General features: G+C 64.6%; 13 protein-coding genes and 1 pseudogene. 6 read left to right on the top strand and 8 right to left on the bottom strand.

The genetic code is table 11. The annotated features are described in order from the left end of the window. Positions 1-9: 9 nt before the first annotated feature. Positions 10-2853 (top strand): formate dehydrogenase subunit alpha, encoded by a 2844-nt coding sequence (fdhF, locus tag E0702_RS05245; RefSeq protein ID WP_132041918.1) that lies wholly within the window; start codon positions 10-12, stop codon positions 2851-2853. Here fdhF and E0702_RS05240 read toward each other — a convergent pair. Beyond that, a complete protein-coding gene (locus E0702_RS05240) occupies positions 2813-3736 on the bottom strand; it encodes a DMT family transporter (RefSeq protein WP_132041917.1) in 924 nt (307 codons plus the stop codon). The genes fdhF and E0702_RS05240 overlap by 41 nt on opposite strands. A 409-nt stretch (positions 3737-4145) precedes the next feature. Between E0702_RS05240 and dctP the strand changes: the two genes are divergently transcribed. The 3 genes from dctP to E0702_RS05225 all read left to right on the top strand — a co-directional run bounded on the left by dctP (position 4146) and on the right by E0702_RS05225 (position 8176). Continuing rightward, positions 4146-5306, top strand: coding sequence for a TRAP transporter substrate-binding protein DctP (dctP, locus tag E0702_RS05235; RefSeq protein ID WP_132041916.1), 1161 nt, complete (start codon positions 4146-4148; stop codon positions 5304-5306). A gap of 140 nt (positions 5307-5446) precedes the next feature. Next, positions 5447-7645, top strand: coding sequence for a TRAP transporter large permease subunit (locus tag E0702_RS05230; RefSeq protein ID WP_132041915.1), 2199 nt, complete (start codon positions 5447-5449; stop codon positions 7643-7645). 144 nt (positions 7646-7789) lie between these two features. Further along, on the top strand, positions 7790-8176 hold the full coding sequence (locus E0702_RS05225; RefSeq protein WP_132041914.1) for a DUF4168 domain-containing protein: 387 nt from the start codon (positions 7790-7792) through the stop codon (positions 8174-8176). Positions 8177-8239: 63 nt separating this feature from the next. On the opposite strand, the gene E0702_RS05220 is transcribed toward E0702_RS05225, so the two are convergent. From E0702_RS05220 to E0702_RS20120, 6 genes and pseudogenes are all read right to left on the bottom strand, one after another. Continuing rightward, entirely contained in the window at positions 8240-8848 is a 609-nt protein-coding gene (locus E0702_RS05220) for a hypothetical protein (RefSeq protein ID WP_132041913.1), read from the bottom strand. 196 nt (positions 8849-9044) lie between these two features. Further along, complete coding sequence (locus E0702_RS05215) at positions 9045-9836, bottom strand: DUF2182 domain-containing protein (RefSeq protein WP_132041912.1); 792 nt, start codon at positions 9834-9836, stop codon at positions 9045-9047. Positions 9837-9864: 28 nt separating this feature from the next. Then, positions 9865-10479 carry a DUF1326 domain-containing protein gene (locus tag E0702_RS05210; RefSeq protein ID WP_132041911.1) on the bottom strand — a complete coding sequence of 205 codons (615 nt, stop codon included), beginning with the start codon at positions 10477-10479 and terminating at the stop codon, positions 9865-9867. Between the two features lie 205 nt (positions 10480-10684). Continuing rightward, positions 10685-10774: a BBE domain-containing protein gene (locus E0702_RS20125; RefSeq protein ID WP_132041950.1), complete on the bottom strand. Its 90-nt coding sequence runs from the start codon at positions 10772-10774 to the stop codon at positions 10685-10687. 92 nt (positions 10775-10866) lie between these two features. Continuing rightward, the gene (locus E0702_RS19545; RefSeq protein ID WP_205741885.1) at positions 10867-11109 is read right to left on the bottom strand and encodes a hypothetical protein; all 243 of its coding nucleotides are present in this window, start codon (positions 11107-11109) and stop codon (positions 10867-10869) included. 3 nt (positions 11110-11112) lie between these two features. Then, positions 11113-11513: pseudogene (locus E0702_RS20120) on the bottom strand (winged helix-turn-helix transcriptional regulator). Positions 11514-12188: 675 nt separating this feature from the next. Between E0702_RS20120 and E0702_RS05195 the strand changes: the two are divergent. Together E0702_RS05195 and E0702_RS05190 are read left to right on the top strand one after the other, a co-directional pair. Further along, positions 12189-14102, top strand: a complete 1914-nt coding sequence (locus tag E0702_RS05195; RefSeq protein WP_132041910.1) for a DUF294 nucleotidyltransferase-like domain-containing protein — start codon at positions 12189-12191, stop codon at positions 14100-14102. A 2-nt stretch (positions 14103-14104) separates the two neighbouring features. Beyond that, complete coding sequence (locus E0702_RS05190) at positions 14105-14824, top strand: 3'-5' exonuclease (RefSeq protein WP_132041909.1); 720 nt, start codon at positions 14105-14107, stop codon at positions 14822-14824. 188 nt (positions 14825-15012) lie between these two features. On the opposite strand, the gene E0702_RS05185 is transcribed toward E0702_RS05190, so the two are convergent. Beyond that, positions 15013-16686 carry a BCCT family transporter gene (locus E0702_RS05185; protein ID WP_132041908.1) on the bottom strand — a complete coding sequence of 558 codons (1674 nt, stop codon included), beginning with the start codon at positions 16684-16686 and terminating at the stop codon, positions 15013-15015. Positions 16687-16756: the final 70 nt, after the last annotated feature.

Genomic DNA, 16756 nt, shown 5'->3' with positions numbered 1-16756 from the left:
GAGGGAGAGATGAGTGACCAGAGCGTAATGGAAAGCTTTACCCTGACCCTGGATGGCGCCGAGGTCAGCGCCTGGCCCGGCGAGACCCTCTGGCAGGTCGCCAAGCGTGCCGGCGAGACCATTCCCCATCTGTGCTTCAAGGACGCCCCCGGCTACCGTTCCGACGGCAACTGCCGCGCCTGCATGGTGGAGATCGAGGGGGAGCGCGTGCTCGCCGCCAGCTGCATTCGCGAGGCGACCCCCGGCATGGTGGTGAAGAGCGCCGGCTCCGAGCGGGCCCGCGAGGCGCGGGAGGAGGTGCTGGCACTGCTGCTGGCCGACCAGCCCGAGCGCGAGGCGAGTCCCGATCGCTCGAGCCACCTGTGGGCCATGGCCGACCGGCTGGCCGTCGACGCCACGGCGGTGGGCGAGCGTCTGCCCGCGCGGGCGGAGCGGACGTCGCCCACGGTGCATCATGTGGCCGAGAGGGCCGACTCGCTGCCCCATGCCGGAGGGCATGACGCCACCCACTCGGCGATGAACGTCAATCTGGATGCCTGCATCACCTGCGGGCTCTGTGTGCGCGCCTGTCGCGAGGTGCAGGGCAACGACGTGATCGGCCTGGCCCATCGCGGGGCGGCGGCCAAGGTCGTGTTCGACTTCGATGACCCCATGGGCGAGAGCACCTGCGTAGCCTGTGGCGAGTGCGTCCAGGCCTGTCCCACCGGGGCGCTGATGCCGGCGACCCTGATCGATGACGCGGGCCGTGGCGATTCCGCCGTGGCCGACCGCACCGTCGACTCGGTCTGCCCCTACTGCGGGGTCGGCTGTCAGCTGACCTATCACGTCAAGGATGAGCAGATCCTCTTCACCGAGGGCCGCGACGGTCCCTCCAATCAGGGCCGGCTCTGCGTCAAGGGGCGCTTCGGCTTCGACTATCCCAACCACCCGGCGCGACTGACCCGGCCGCTGATCCGCCGTGAGGGCGTGCCCAAGGGGGTCGATCCCGATTTCGATCCGGCCGAGCCGCTGACCCACTTCCGTGAGGCGAGCTGGGAGGAGGCGCTGGATCTGGCGGCGGAGGGGCTCACCAGCCTCAAGGCCAGCAACGGTCCCGAGGCACTCGCCGGCTTCGGCAGCGCCAAGTGCTCCAACGAGGAGGCCTGGCTGTTCCAGAAGCTGGTGCGTACCGGCTTCGGCTCCAACCACGTCGATCACTGTACCCGCCTGTGCCACGCCAGCTCCGTGGCGGCCCTGATGGAGTGCCTGGGGTCTGGTGCCGTCACCGCATCGTTCATGCAGGCGCTCGAGGCCGATGTGGTGGTTCTCACCGGCTGCAACCCGGCGGTGAACCACCCGGTGGCGGCCACCTACTTCAAGCAGGCGGCCAGGAACGGCACCCGGCTGATCATTCTCGACCCCCGTGGCCAGGCCCTGGACGCCTACGCCTGGTGCAGCGTGCGTTTCACGCCGGGCGGCGATGTGGCGCTGCTCAACGCCATGCTCAACGTGATCGTCGCCGAGGGCCTCTACGACCAGGCCTATATCGACACTCATACCGAAGGCTTCGCGGCGCTGGCGGCGAGCGTGGTCGACATGACCCCCGAGGCCATGTCACCGCTTTGTGGCGTTTCGCCCGGTACCATTCGCGAGATCGCGCGGGCCTATGCCACCGCCGACAAGGCGATGATCTTCTGGGGCATGGGCATCTCCCAGCACACCCACGGCACCGACAACGCTCGCTGCCTGATCTCGCTGGCGCTCGCCTGCGGTCAGACCGGGCGGCCGGGAACCGGCCTGCATCCGCTGCGTGGCCAGAATAATGTCCAGGGCGCCTCGGATGCCGGCCTGATCCCCATGGTGCTGCCCGACTATCAGCCGGTGGGCGACGCCCAGCTGCGCGCCGCCTTCGAGGAGCTGTGGAACACCGAACTCGACCCCGAGCCGGGGCTGACCGTGGTGGAGATCATGGATGCCATCGTGGCCGGTACCATCAAGGGGATGTATATCCTCGGCGAGAACCCGGCGATGTCCGACCCGGACCTCAACCACGCACGCCAGGCGCTGGCTAGCCTGGAGCATCTGGTGGTGCAGGACCTGTTCGTGACCGAGACGGCCCAGTTCGCCGATGTCATCCTGCCGGCCACCGCCTGGGCGGAGAAGGATGGCACCGTCACCAACACCAACCGCCAGGTGCAGATGGGGCGTGCCGCCGTGGCCCCGCCAGGGGAGGCGAAGCCCGATTGGTGGATCATCCAGGAGATGGCCAGGCGCTTCGGGCTGGGCTGGGACTATGCCCACCCACGGGAGGTATTTGCCGAGATGAAGCACGGCATGTCCTCGCTGGACCATATCAGCTGGGAGCGCCTCGAGGCGGAGGACTCGGTGATCTACCCCTGCCTCGCCCCCGACGCCCCGGGCGAGGACGTGGTGTTCAGCGACGCCTTCCCGCGGGCCGGCGGCAAGGCGAAGTTCTCGCCCACCCGGCCGCTGCCACCGGATGAGCCGGTGGATGCCGACTATCCGACGGTGCTGACCACCGGGCGGCTGCTGGAACACTGGCATACCGGCGCCATGACGCGTCGCAGCCGGGTGCTCGATGACCTGGAGCCGGAGGCCGCGGCCAGCCTGGCTCCCGCGGAGCTGGGACGCCTGGGCGTGGCACCGGGAGAGCCGATCACCATCGCGACCCGGCGTGGCACGATCACCCTGACGGCGCGCTCCGACCCGCGCATGCCCGAAGGCATGGTGTTCGTGCCCTTCGCCTTCGTGGAGGCGGCGGCCAACCTGCTGACCAACCCGGCGCTGGATCCCTACGGCAAGATCCCGGAGTTCAAGTACGCGGCCTGTCGGCTCTCGCCGGCTGCCCCTTGACCACCAGCACCACGCCGGCGATGGCAATGGCCATGCCGGCGAGGGAGGCGGGAGGCAGGGCCTCGTCGAACAGCCACCAGGCCTGCAGGGCGGTGACCGGTGGCACCAGATAGAACAGGCTTGCCACTCGCGACGCCTCGCCGCGTTTGATCAGCGCCATCAGCAGCAGGATGGCGCTGATCGAGAGCACCAGCACCAGCCATCCCAGGGTCAGGGTGAAGACGGGAGTCCACTCCACGCTGCGCTCCTCGAAGAGCAGGGCACCCAGGCCGAACAGCGTGGCGGTGGCCAGATACTGCACCACGGTGCCGGAGAGCAGCGGCATGCCGGTGCAGTGGCGCTTCTGATAGAGGGTGCCGCCGGTAATGCCCAGCAGCGCGACCAGCACGACCCCCAGTGCCCCCAGGCCGAAGCCCTGAAAGAGGCTCTCGCCCGGGTCCAGCTTGCCGCCCAGCACCAGGGCGACCCCCACCAGCCCCAGCAGCAGTCCCAGCCACTGGCGTGTCGCCAGCCGCTCGCCCAGCAGTGGGCCGGCGAGCCCCGCCGTCAGCAGCGGTTGCAGCCCCACCAGCAGCGAGGCGAGCCCCGCCGGCATGCCCAGGTAGATGCCGTAGAAGACACCCCCCAGATAGGCGCCATGCACCAACAGCCCCGAGACCGCGATATGCCCCCACAGCCGGGAGCCGCGGGGCCACTCGCCGGAGAGCCAGTGGGCGAGGGGGGCCAGCAGCACCAGGGTCAGAATGGAGCGAATGAAGAGGAAGGTGAAGGGCTCGGCGTAGGGCAGGCCAAACTTGGCACCGATGAAGCCGGTGCTCCACAGCACCACGAACAGCAGCGGCATCGCGGCGAGCCACAGGCGATGAGAGAAGATGGCGGGCATGGGGGCATCCTTGCAGGGGAGACAACCATCTTGGCCGCCTCGCGGCAGGCTGCCAAGGGGGCGTGGCGCCCGCGAGGGTTTGTGCTTTGGTCGTAGAGCGTGGGGCCAGTGGCTAACTGGTCAGACCAGTTTTTTCCCATTGCTTACAACATATTGTCGTCGATGGAAGGGCAGTGGTTCGCGGATGGCGGGCAGGGCAACGTTGAATCGCAGCGTTGGCCGGGCACGGGGCTTTCGCTAGCTTCTTGAGTGGAGCGCCTGCGCGCTTACCGACCATGCACGATGGAGTCGAGCGTGGGGCGTCGGGGTCGCCTGGGCGGCCATGAACGGCGAATCGGTCCAGGGAAGATAACAACAAGATCCGGCCATGCCCCGGTGGGGCCGGCCACCGCCATCTGGAGTTTATTCCATGCAAGATGACAAGCAGCCATCACGCATCCTGACGTCAACCGGCGAGGCGACCTTATGTCGTCGCGAGCCCGATCGACGCCGCTTCCTCAAGGCCGCCGCGGTCGGCTCCGCCGCCGCCGTGGCGGCGCCCTGGATCGGCAATGTCCAGGCCCAGGAGGGCATCCGCATTCGCATGCAGTCCTCGTGGCAGCCTGGCACCGTCGGCTATCGCACCTTCGAGGCCTGGGCCAAGGGTGTGGTCGAGTCCACCAGCGGTGAGGTCAATATCGAGCCCTTTCCCGCCGGTGCCGTTGCCGGGGCCTTCGAGGTCGCCGACGCCGTGCGCAATGGCGTGCTCGATGGCCAGAACTGGTTCACCGTCTACTGGCCGGGCAAGATGCCCGCGGGTGTCTTCCTTACCGCCTACCCCATGGGGCTCTCGCTGCCCCACCAGTGGGACATGATGTTCGGCGCCTATGGCGGCCTGGATATTGCCAAGGATCTCTACCGCAAGCAGGGCCAGGAGCTGCTGGGCTATGTCCACCACGACCTCAACCTGATTCACTCCAAGGTGCCGCTGCGCAGCTTCGACGACTTCGATGGCATCAAGATCCGCATGCCCGGCGGGATCGTCGCCGAGACCTTTGCCGCCATGGGCGCGCGTACCACCCTGCTGCCGGGCTCCGAGGTCTACCCGGCACTGGAGAAGGGCACCATCGATGCCGCCGACTTCACCGGTGCCGCGGTCAACTACGAGCTGGGATTCTGGCAGGTGGCCGACTACATCATCATGGGGCCGCCCTCCACCCCCTGCCTGCATCAATCCGTCGACCTCATGGATATCGCCGTCAATCGGCGCGTCTTCGAGCGCATGTCCTCCCAGACCCAGGACCTGATGCACGACCTGGTCGCCGCCTACTCCCGCGAGCACTATGCGGCCATTCAGAAGGCCAACGCCGAGGCCTGGCCCAAGTACCGCGAGAAGGGCGTGGAGATCATCCACCTGACCGAAGAGGATGCCACCCGCTTCCGCGAGGTGGCGATCCCGCTGTGGTTCAAGTGGGCCAACAAGGACCCGGATGCCGCCCGCCTGTTCAAGGCTCACCTCGACACCATGATGGATCCCGCGGTGGCGCTGATCACGCCCGAGGACATCAAGGACTACGAGCTCAACATCTGACCCGCCGGCTCGAACAGGCCGGGTGCTGCGTCTCAGGAGTCGCAGCACCCTGGCCCCGGGCATAACGCTCAACCCCGCATCTGCCGGGTCCATGATCCGTCGCTCTCGCCGGGAGGTGATGGCATCGCGGAGGAGTCTCAATGAATCTAGAGATCAACTTTATCCTGCCCCACTGGCTCTACTGGTCGGTGCTGATCTTCCTGCCGCTGGTGGTCATGTTCTTCGTCGATCGCAGCTTCCGCCGCGGTGGCCGCATCGATGGTGGCGAGGTCGCCGAGGTGCCGGCCGGCGAGGAGGTGGCGGTCGGCTATCAGCCTCCCGGCAACCTCCTTACCCTCGCCATCGATCGCGTGTCCGGCTTCTTCGGGCGCTACGTGGCCTACTGGTCGCTGATCGCGCCCTTCGTGTTCGCCTATGAAGTGCTGATGCGCTATGCCTTCAACTCGCCGACCAACTGGGCCCACGAGTCGATGACCCTGATGTTCGGCATGCAGTACCTGATGGCCGGCGCCTTCGCCCTGCGCGAGGGGGGGCATGTGCGCGTGGATATCCTCTACCAGCGCGCGCGGCCGTTGACCAAGGCGTCCCTGGACCTGCTGACCTCGGTGTTCTTCTTTATCTTTACCGTGGCCCTGCTGGTCACCGGCTGGAAGTTCTTCTCCCAGTCGGTGAGCGACCGCCTCTTCTTCGGCGCGAGCTATGCCAACGAGGTCTCCTTTACCGAGTGGGCGGTACAGTACTATCCGGTGAAGTTCATGCTCTTCTTCGGGGCGCTGCTGCTGCTGCTGCAGGGCATCGTTCAGCTGATCCGTGACGTCCAGGCGTTTCGGTATCATCGCGCACGGGAGCGCCAGGGGCGCGGCTTCGCCCAGCTGCTGGTGGTGCTTGGCGTGCTGCTGGCCGCCTGGGTCCTGTTCGAGATGGTCAATATCGCCGTCACCGACTACGAGAGCCTGGCCGGTAGTCTCGAGAACAGCCTGAGCCGGCTGGGCATCGGCGGCCTGACCCTGCTGATGTTCGGCACCCTGATGGTGGTGCTGGTGGCGGGCCTGCCGCTGGCCTTTGTCACCGGCGGCCTGGGGGTGGCCTTCCTCTATCTGGTCGGCGACCAGGCCATGCTCAACCTGATGCCCTCGCGCATCTTCCCGATGATGACCAACTATCAGCTCTCCGCCATTCCGCTGTTCATCTTCATGGCATCGGTGCTGGAGAAGGCGGGCATCATCGAGGAGCTGTTCGATGTCGTCTACAAGTGGATGGGCGGGCTCAAGGCGGGCCTGGCCATCGCCACGGTCATCGCCTCGACGCTGCTGGCCGCCATGGTCGGCGTGATCGGCGCGGCGGTGGTGACCATGGGGCTGATCGCCCTGCCGGCGATGCTCAAGCGCCACTACGACCCCGAGATCGCCATCGGCTCGATCATGGCCGGTGGCACCCTGGGCATCCTGATTCCCCCCTCGATCCTGGCCATCATCTACGGCGTCATCGCCCAGCAGTCGGTGGGGGAGCTCTACCTCGGCTCGCTTCTCCCCGGCCTGCTGCTGGCCTTCATGTATGGCTTCTACTGCTGGATGCGCGGCACCCTGAACGTCAGCATGGCGCCGCCGATGCCGGTCGAGGACCGGGTCGACATGGGCGAGAAGCTGCGTCTGCTGCGCAATATGCTGGCACCCATCGTGCTGGTGGTGCTGGTGCTGGGCATCATCTTCACCGGCATCGCGACGCCGGTGGAGGCGGCGGGCATCGGTACCTTCGGCGCCCTGGTGGTGGCCGCGATGCACGGGCGTCTGACATGGCCCAACCTGCATGCCGCCTGCATGACCACGCTGGTGGCGTCGGCCATGGTGATGTGGATCATCTTCGGTGCCAGCATCTTCGTCGGCTTCTATATCCTGCAGGGAGGCCAGACCTTCGTGCAGGAGCTGATCTCCGGTGCCGGCCTCGGCCCCTATGCGGTGCTGGCGCTGATGATGGTGCTGCTGGTCGCGCTGGGGATGTTTCTCGACTGGGTGGGCATCCTGCTGCTGGCGGTGCCGATCTTCGTGCCGCTGATCAAGGGGCTCACCTTCGACGGGGTGTTCGGGCTACCGGGCGTGGACCCCGCCGATGTCTCGCTATGGTTCGGCGTCATCTATCTGGTCAATATGCAGATGTCCTTTCTCAGCCCGCCCTTCGGCTATGCGCTCTTCTATATCAAGGGGGTCTGCCCGCCACATATCACCATGGCGCAGATCTTCCGCTCCTCCTTCCCGTTCCTGGCCCTGCAGGCGCTGGGCCTGCTGCTGGTGATCCTGTTTCCGGCGCTGGTCACCTGGCTGCCCAACCTGGCATACGGCTGAAGAGGAGATGTTCACGAGCAGGGCGCCTGCGGGCGCCCTTGTTACATTCCCACACAAAACGATCTGAACTCCTCCGGACATGGGGGCGTCACAGGGGGGCACACACATTTTGACGTATCCTTTTGACGTCCCCTGGAGGTATCTATGAAACGCATGACTGCCCTGTTCTCCGCCGCCCTGCTCAGTGCCGGCCTGATGTCGGCCACGGCGCATGCCCAGGAGGACACCGCAGCCAATGCCTCAGTATCGGCCGAGGCCTCCGTTCAGACCCAGGACTTCTCCGATGCCCAGCTCCAGCAGTTCGCCGATGCCTCGCAGGAGATCGCCGTGCTGTCTCAGGAGTACACCGAGCGCTTGCAGGCCGCCGAGGGTGAAGAGGCGCAGCAGCAGGTTCGTGTCGAGGCCAATGAGGAGATGGTCAGCGTGGTGGAAGAGAGCGGCCTCGAGGTCGACACCTTCAACGCCATCGGCCAGGCCATCCAGCAGGACCCCGAGCTGATGAAGCGTGTCCAGGAGATGGCGCAGTCGTAAGACTCGCCTGACTCCCCGCCGACTCCCATCGGCACTGACGGCCACCCTCCGGGGTGGCCGTTTTCATGGTGCGCCAGGCATGGCGCGCAGCGCGATGGCCAGCAGATGCGAAGGCAGGTACAGCACGATCGGCCAGCCGATCATCAGGCCCAAGAGGTAGACGTGGGGATCGAGCAGGCTCTGAGGCTGACCGAAAAGTCCCTGCACCCAGTTAATATTGCGCGCCGGATCGGTGAGCAACAGGGTCAAGGGCAGCACCAGCCAGGTCAGGGCCGTCTGCAGCCAGAGGCCGCGTCGATCATAGCCCAGCCTGATCAGCGCATAGCTGGTCACCACCGGCAGCACCACATGGAAGAGCGAAAGCAGGCGAAAGGAGAGCGCCACCTGAGCGTTGAACATGTATTCGGTGCCGCCGATGGGGTGAACGCCGAACAGCAGGGCCCCGCCCACATCCAGGCTCCACAGGATGCCCACCACCAGCACCGCGAGCCACTGGGCGGACATCAACAGGCGACTCTCGGTCCACAGCGCGACGAGAATCAGCAGGCTGGCCAGATCGCACAGCCACAGGAAATTCTGCCAACCCACCTTGGCGAAATAGCTCGGCGCCCAGATGGCGATCCACAGGGTGAAGGCCAGCTTGAGCCAGAGGGGGAGGCGGTGAGAAGGCATGGCGACTTGTGATGGATCGAGGGCTTGGCTAACAGCATAGACCCTTGGATCTACGCCAAGGCTTTCTCCTGAATGGAAGTTTCGCAATTACGCTACGATGCGCGGCAACTCCCAGCGTGGACTTCCCGAGACCATATGCGGCACCAACGCCGCCTCCTGTTCAAACGCGTTACCCGGCTAACACCTGGCCATGCGACTAGGCACCACCCAGGATCAGGGCAATGCCGACGGCCCCCAGCGCCACGCCGGCCACCCGGCCGATGAGTTCTCCTCCAGGCGCCAGCTTTTCGACAAGGACGAACGCGGCGATCAGCACGACCCAGAGCAGGTTCATGACGCCGGCGGTGAACAACAGCAGCATCAAGGCCCAGCAACAGCCGACACAGAGCAGTCCGTGCTCGGCCCCCATCCTGAAGGCGCCTCGCACCCCCGGCCGCCAACGAAACAGGAAGAACAGCAGCGGCGCGCGACATTTTTCCAGGCAGGCATTCTTGACCGGAAGCCACTGATAGATACCGGCGGCGATAAGCAGGCTACCGCTCAACAGGGTGCTTGCCGAGGTCATGGTGGGTGTCAGCAAGCGCCAGGTTTCGAAGGCGGCCTGCAGGACGGTCGCCGCCAGGCTGAAGGCGGTCCAGATGGCGAGATACCCTATCGCGAAGACCCAAACGGACGGCAGACCGGAGGCGTTCTCTCGGCTTTTTCTCGCCATTGCGCCGTAGAGCAGGATGGCCGGTGCCGCACTGGGAAGCATCATGGCGACCATCATCACCGTCCACATGACGAAGGTGGGCAAGAGCGAACCAACATTCCAGGTGCTGCCAGCCGTCTCGGCGGAACTCGGCTCCACCATCTCGTCCATCATCGCGTCCATGCAATAGGCCTCGAAGCCAAGATAAAGCCACGCAAGCGCCGCCAAGGCGAGCAGGCCGACGAGCGCGACATAGTGTTCGCGTCGCCAGCCGCTACGGATGTTTGCCAAGGCCATCGATGACGTCTCTCAAGCGCCAGGGCACTTATCCCGCCCAGGAGAAGGGGGCAAAGTGACCGTTTCTAAGCCCGCTGGCGTCTTCCCAGTCGATACCGAAGGCGTGGAAGCGGCTATGGCTCGCGTTCGCCAGGGCCAGTTTCGCCGACACCGGGTGAGCCGTGTTTTCCAGATAGATCGGCTCGCCTTCCTTGGATACGCTGGGCACCCCCACCAGGGCCTGGTCGATCAGGTCTCCCGCCTTGACGGTGCGATTCAGCCCGTTCGTTTCGAAGGTGATCGGCCGTTTCTCGACCCCGGCCATTTCACCGACCAGCGGCGCTAGCGCCGCCATGGGTCCGCCCACGGCGCCCGAAGCGATCTCGCCGATGGCCTGAGCCTGCGCCTCGTCCGCCTTGTCGTCGATAATGAGGCCGACCTTGATATTGCCCTCCGCCATGGGCCCGGGTGAGTGCATCAAGACGACGAACGACAGGCCGTTCAGGGCCGTTCCGTCCTTGTCGCCATCGTCGATACGCATCGCGATTGCCGCCTTGCAATCGCCCTCGGTGGGTCTCTCGGTCAGGTTCGACCCGATGCAGGGGCAGATAAAGTCACAGTTACAGGTCTCCATGTACTGCCCTGCGATGTGCCAATTCGCCATGTCAGGTTCCTCCCTTCAAGGGCGTAGGTGTTCCGCTGACAGCGTGTCGTTCACTCGCCAGCAGCAACTCGCTAAAGGGACACTTTCAACCTAGGCATAACCAGGCCATCCATCAAACGGCAAGGCGTGAAACCAGGCATGAATACTGCCCGAGTCGACGGATACCCGGCAGGATAACCGGGTATCCGTCGAGTGCTATCCGCTGTCACGCGGTCGGCGAGATATTGTGGTTGAAACGAAAGAGGTTACCCGGGTCCCAGGTCCGCTTCAGCCGACACAGGCGCTCAACTTCCAGCCTAAGGAGAGTGCGTCAGCGGACTATAAATCCACGCGTCAAAAAATCGTGAAAGTGCCAGTAGGTGAAGGAAAGTTCGGGGATAGGTGAACTCAGGCGGTATCCCGAGTCTCGCGCGCCACCTGGTCAAACATGCTCAATTGCAGCCAGTCCTGAAACTGGCGGCGCAGCGGATGCGGTCCCTGGAGCTCGAGGGCCTGGCGGCGAATCGCCTGGTCGAGGGAGATATCGCCCAGCCAGACGCCGGTCAGGGTCGCCAGATCCACGGCGATATAGAGGTCGATCTCGAAGCCTGGATCCCGCAGGCAGATATCCACCTTGCCGCGATCGATCACCAGCTAGTAGAAGCGCCGCTCGGGGAAGCGATCGACATGCAGGCGGCGATGGAGACCCCACATCAGAAGCCCTGGGTCGAGATCGTCGGTCTCGGTCGTCTCCCGGCGTTTGCCCCAGGTTCCCGAGGCCTCGATCACCGGCTGCAGTTCACGGCCCGCCCGTGTCAGGCGGTATTCGCTGACGCCACCCTTGAGGTCGCCAAACCTTTCGATCAGTCCCTGGTCTTCCAGATACTCAAGCGTTGCGACAGAAGCGACGGCGAGATCAAGGGCACGCCGCGGCGAAGATCATTGAAATGCCGACTGCCACACAGCAGCTCGCGAACCACCAAGGGCGTCCAGCGCTCGGCGAGAATCTCCGCGGCCTTGGCCACCGGGCAGAATTGATGATAGCTCCGGGTCATGATCGCGCCCCTAGGCTTGGGAATAGTGCCGCTACAGTGGCTTCACTACAGATAGTGTAGTTGTCGCGGCGCGACCGAAGTCGCAGGCTGACAAGAAGCGGACGACAAATATCATCAAGATTGCAGTATAGATGTTGTACTAGAAGTGATGACCATTCTTTCACAGACTGATAGATACAGGAGCGGAACGAAAAGGAAACAGACACAGGTGCAGCGCTGACCCGGCTCACCAACATCGCTGCAACCTAGCGGATAACGTCGTTATCCGAGGAGCAGAAATCATGATCTCCCTTGCGACAACTCCTTCCTTGCCCGAACAGGCCGTCATCGAATAGCGGCCCGGGTGCAGGCGGCCTACGGCGACGCTATCTACCGGCGGCTGGCGGCACTCAAACGCGAGTAGGACCCGCACAATGTCTTCCATCTGAACCAGAATATCATGCCGGCAAACCAGGCAGCATAAGCCTTCCTCGCGAGCCTCCATTCACTACCGATGCCGCACGCCAGGATGCAGGGCGTGTTTCATCACCGCTCCCACGGCGGCTGAGGGTGGCGGATATCGCGTGTTTGCCGCCATCCTGCCGATCGCGGGACGCTGGCCTTGAGACGCTTGCTTTACAGCAGGGTGGCACTCTTACAGACTTGCCTGAAATCGCCTGAGAGGGGAGAGGACCCATGGAAGTGGAATGGCTGGAGATTCGCCAGCATATGGGGCAGTTCCCGCCCTTCGACGCCCTGTCCGACGAGCTGCTCGACGAGATCGCCAGCCAGGTCGAGGTAGCCTACTTCCAGGCCGGCAGCGATATCCTGGTGCTCGATGAGGAGGTCAGGGAGCTCGGCTATGTGCGCAGCGGCGCGGTGGAGGTCTATCGCCGCAACGGGAGCCTCCATAACCGTCTCGGCGAGGGCGATATCTTTGGGCACTTCAGCCTGCTGCGCAATTACCGAGTGCGTTTTCCGGCCCGTGCGCTGGAAGATAGCCTGATCTACTTTATCCCGGATGCCGTCTTCCAGCGGCTTTGTGAGCAGGACGATGACTTCGCCGACTTCGTCGAGGTGGAGCGTCCACGCCTCGAGACGGCGGTGGAGCAGCACAAGCAGCAGAACGACATGCTGGTCACCCGAGTGCGCAAGCTGCTCAGCCGCTATCCATTGATGCTCGAGGCCAGCACCACGCTGCAGGAGGCAGCCAGCCAGATCACCGACTACGGCGCCTCGGCGGTGCTGGTGCTCGATACCCCGGAGGAGAACTCCCGCTATGTCCTGCGTGACAGCGAAGAGCGCGACTGGCAGGTGAGGGGCATCCTGACCGACAGCGATTTTCGCCGGACGGTGGCCGAAGGGCGCCCGCCAAGCACGCCGATTGGTGAAGTGGCGGACAAGAAGCTGGTGGCGATTCAGTCCGGCGAGTCGGTGCATGAGGCGATGCTCACCATGCTGCGCAACAATATTCACCACCTGCCGGTGATGCATCGTCGCAGCCCGGTGGGGATCGTGCATCTCTCCGACATCATTCGCTACGAGACCCACTCCAGCCTCTATCTGGTCAGCAATATCTACAGCCAGTCCACGGTGGAGGGCCTGGCCCGGCTGGCGCCGGATGTTAAAGGCACCTTCGTGCGTATGGTCGAGGATGGCGCCGACTCGCTGATGATTGGCAGCGCGCTCTCCACCATCGCCCGCAGCTTCACGCGCCGCCTGCTGGAACTGGCCGAGGAGGAGCTGGGGCCGCCGCCGGTCCCCTACTGCTATATGGCCATGGGCTCCATGGCGCGCAATGAACAGACATTGGTCACCGACCAGGACAATGCCCTGGTGCTGTCCGACGACTACGATCCCGAGCGACACGACGGCTACTTCATGGCGCTGGCCACGCGGGTCAGCGATGGTCTCGCCGCCTGCGGCTATGCCTACTGCACCGGTGATATCATGGCGACCAACCCCCGCTGGCGGCAGCCGCTATCCGTGTGGAAAGGCTACTTCCAGGACTGGATTCGCGACCCCACGCCCGAACGGCTGCTGCACAGTTCGATCTTCTTCGACCTAGACGCGGTCTATGGCGAGAACAGTTTCGTGGAACAGCTCCAGGATCTGGTCGCCCACCAGGCGCCCCACAGCAAGCTGTTCCTGGCGGCGATGGCTCGTAACGCCCTCAATCGTACGCCGCCACTGGGGTTCTTCCGCACCTTCGTGATGGAGAAGGATGGCAAGCACAACAACAGCATCAACCTGAAGCGGCGCGGCACCGCACCGCTGACCGACCTGATCCGGGTTCACGCCCTGGCCTGCGGTTCTCATGCCCAGAACAGCTTCGCGCGCCTGGACGATATCAGCCACACCCAGCTGCTGCCGGATGGGGTAGGCGAGAAGCTGCGCCATGCGCTGGAGTTTCTGACCATGACGCGAATCCATCATCAGGTGATCGATGTTCAGGCCGAGCGTGAGCCGGACAACAATATCGAACCGGAAAACATCAGTGACGGCGACCGACACACCCTGAAGGACGCCTTCCAGGTGCTGAGCAACGCCCAGAAGTTCCTCAAGTTCCGCTATCCCCTGCCGCCCGCCTCTCAGCGACGGAGGCGCTAGGCATGATCTTCAAGAAGATCCGCCAGCCCGTCCCGGGCTGGCCGGAGTATCTTGCCGATCGCGCCGACCGGGTGCGCCATCCCCTGCTGGCCAAGTATTTCGCCGCTGGCTGCCCGGCGCCCGATACGCCCATCGGCGAGGTGCCGCTGGTGGCGCTGGATATCGAGACCACCGGGCTCGACCCGCGGCGTCACGCCATCGTCAGCATCGGTGTGGTGCCCTTTAGCCTGGCGCGTATCCCCCTTCGCGAGGCGCGATACTGGGTGCTGAAGCCCTATCGCGAACTGACCGATAGCTCGGTGACACTGCACCGCATCACCCATAGCGAGGTGGTCGATGCGCCCGATCTGCAGGAGGTGCTGCCCGCGGTGCTGGATGTCCTGAGAGGGCGCCTGGCGGTGGTGCACTACCGCCATATCGAGCGCGGTTTCATCGACACGGCCGTGCGTAACCGTTGGGGCGAGGGGCTGCTCTATCCGGTGATCGACACCATGTCGCTGGAGGCGCGGCTGCATCGTCAATCGTTGTGGGCACGCTTTCGGCGCTGGCTGGGGCGTCCCCCGGTCTCCATTCGCCTCAATGCCAGTCGTGAACGCTATGGCCTGCCAGCCTATCAGGGGCATCATGCGCTGGTGGATGCGCTGGCCACGGCCGAGCTGTTTCAGGCCCAGGTGGCCAGCCGCTTCTCGGCCGAGACGCCGGTGGGCGAGTTGTGGAGCTGAGGAACCAGAAACCGAAGTCGCAGAGGCTGGCGAGGCAGGCGTTGCGAGGCCAGGAGTCGAGAAGTCAGTAACTGGGAAGGCAGGAGGCTGAGTCTGGCGACTGGCCATAACCGCAGAGAGGCGGCCCGTAGGCCGCCTCTCTGCGTCTTGCCGAGTCGTGTAACTTGCCGACTCACCTGCTTGTCGACCTACTTGGCCTTGGGCTCGCTCATCAGCCCCTTGACGATGGCGTAACAACCCACCAGCAGTACCAGGGTGAAGGGCAGCCCGGTAGTCAATGCGGCGGTCTGCAGGGCGCCGAGGCCGCCGCCCAACAGCAGGGCGATGGCGATCGCGCCCTCGATCAGCGCCCAGAACACGCGCTGGGGCTTGGGCGCATCGACCTTGCCACCGGCCGTGATGGAATCGATCACCAGCGAGCCGGAGTCGGAGGAGGTGATAAAGAACACGATCACCAGCACGATGCCGACGAAGGAGGTGATGGTGGTCAGCGGCAGATGCTCCAGCATGGTGAACAGCTGCAGTTCCAGCGCCGCATCCTGCACCTCGGTGATGCCCTGGTTGATCACCTGATCGATGGCGGTGGTGCCGAAGGCGGTCATCCACACCACCGAGGCGAGTGTCGGCACCACCAGCACCGCGATCAGGAACTCACGTACGGTACGACCGCGGCTGACGCGGGCGATGAACATGCCGACGAAGGGCGACCAGGCGATCCACCAGGCCCAGTAGAAGGCGGTCCAGCCCTGGCTGAAGTTGGCATCCTCACGCCCGAACGGCATGGAGAGGGCCGGCAGATTCTTCACGTAGCCCAGCAGGTTCTCGAATACCCCGGTGGCGATCATCAGCGTCGGTCCCACGGCAATCACAAACAGCAGCAGCAGCAGGGCGAGTCCCATGTTGAGCTGCGACAGGCGCTGCACGCCCTTGTCGACGCCGAGCATGATCGACCCCAGGGCGACGACGGTGATGCCTAGGATCAGCAGCACCAGGGTCACGTTGCTGTCGGGGATGCCGAACAGGTAGTTGAGACCGGCCGAGGCCTGAGTGGCACCAAGCCCCAGCGAGGTAGCCAGGCCGAACAGCGTGGCGAAGACCGCCAGAATATCGATCAGGTGGCCCGGCCAGCCCCAGATGCGCTCACCCAGCACCGGGTAGAAGATCGAGCGCATGGTCAGCGGCAGGCCCTTGTTGTAGGCGAAGATTGCCAACGACAGGCCGACGATGGCATAGGCGCCCCAGGGGTGAAGGCCCCAGTGGAAGATGGTGGCCGCCATGCTAAGTGCGACGGCGCCGGCCTGGTCGCCCCCGGCGCCACCCAGCGGTGACCAGTCGGTACGCAGGCCATCCTCGCCCAGGCTGACCCCACCCAGAGCGGTGCCATAGTGGCCCAAGGGCTCCGACACGCCATAGAACATCAGGCCGATGCCCATGCCGGCGGCGAACAGCATGGCGAACCAGCCGGCGTAGCTGAAGTCAGGCGTGGCGTGGGCGCCACCGATGCGCACCTTGCCCATGGGGGTGAAGATCAGCACCAGCGCGAGTATCACGAAGACGTTGGCACCGAGCAGGAATACCCAGGTCAGCTTGGTGGTCAGGAAGCTGAACATGGCATCGAAGATCGGCTCCATCTGAGCCTGCATGGCCAGCGTCAGGATCACGAACAGCAGGATCACGACCGAGGAGACCATGAAGACCGTGCTGTGCAGATCCACGTCGACCCCTAACGGGGACGCCTTGATATTGTCTTGACCGATCACGTAATCCGTGTCGATCAGGTTTGCCGGCCCTTCCGGGGCCGGAATCCCCTCGGAACCCTGCTGAGGCTCCTGGGGCTTGTCGTCGTTGGTCGATTTGGCCACGAGACATCTCCCTTCAGGTGAGTGAAAAGCGCAGGTTCGAGCTGTTGTTGTACGCCAGTGCGGGTGGTGA

Source organism: Halomonas marinisediminis, assembly GCF_004347715.1.
Classification (GTDB): domain Bacteria; phylum Pseudomonadota; class Gammaproteobacteria; order Pseudomonadales; family Halomonadaceae; genus Halomonas; species Halomonas icarae.
The sequence above is the reverse complement of the archived record's forward strand: the minus strand, read 5'-3'. Positions and strand labels throughout refer to the sequence as shown.

What these genes read in the sequence shown, in the direction of transcription:
- fdhF (WP_132041918.1), top strand. Translation starts at nt 10, where the DNA reads ATGAGTGACCAGAGCGTAATGGAAAGCTTTACCCTGACCCTGGATGGC.
- E0702_RS05240 (WP_132041917.1), bottom strand. Translation starts at nt 3,736, where the DNA reads ATGCCCGCCATCTTCTCTCATCGCCTGTGGCTCGCCGCGATGCCGCTG.
- dctP (WP_132041916.1), top strand. Translation starts at nt 4,146, where the DNA reads ATGCAAGATGACAAGCAGCCATCACGCATCCTGACGTCAACCGGCGAG.
- E0702_RS05230 (WP_132041915.1), top strand. Translation starts at nt 5,447, where the DNA reads ATGAATCTAGAGATCAACTTTATCCTGCCCCACTGGCTCTACTGGTCG.
- E0702_RS05225 (WP_132041914.1), top strand. Translation starts at nt 7,790, where the DNA reads ATGAAACGCATGACTGCCCTGTTCTCCGCCGCCCTGCTCAGTGCCGGC.
- E0702_RS05220 (WP_132041913.1), bottom strand. Translation starts at nt 8,848, where the DNA reads ATGCCTTCTCACCGCCTCCCCCTCTGGCTCAAGCTGGCCTTCACCCTG.
- E0702_RS05215 (WP_132041912.1), bottom strand. Translation starts at nt 9,836, where the DNA reads ATGGCCTTGGCAAACATCCGTAGCGGCTGGCGACGCGAACACTATGTC.
- E0702_RS05210 (WP_132041911.1), bottom strand. Translation starts at nt 10,479, where the DNA reads ATGGCGAATTGGCACATCGCAGGGCAGTACATGGAGACCTGTAACTGT.
- E0702_RS05195 (WP_132041910.1), top strand. Translation starts at nt 12,189, where the DNA reads ATGGAAGTGGAATGGCTGGAGATTCGCCAGCATATGGGGCAGTTCCCG.
- E0702_RS05190 (WP_132041909.1), top strand. Translation starts at nt 14,105, where the DNA reads ATGATCTTCAAGAAGATCCGCCAGCCCGTCCCGGGCTGGCCGGAGTAT.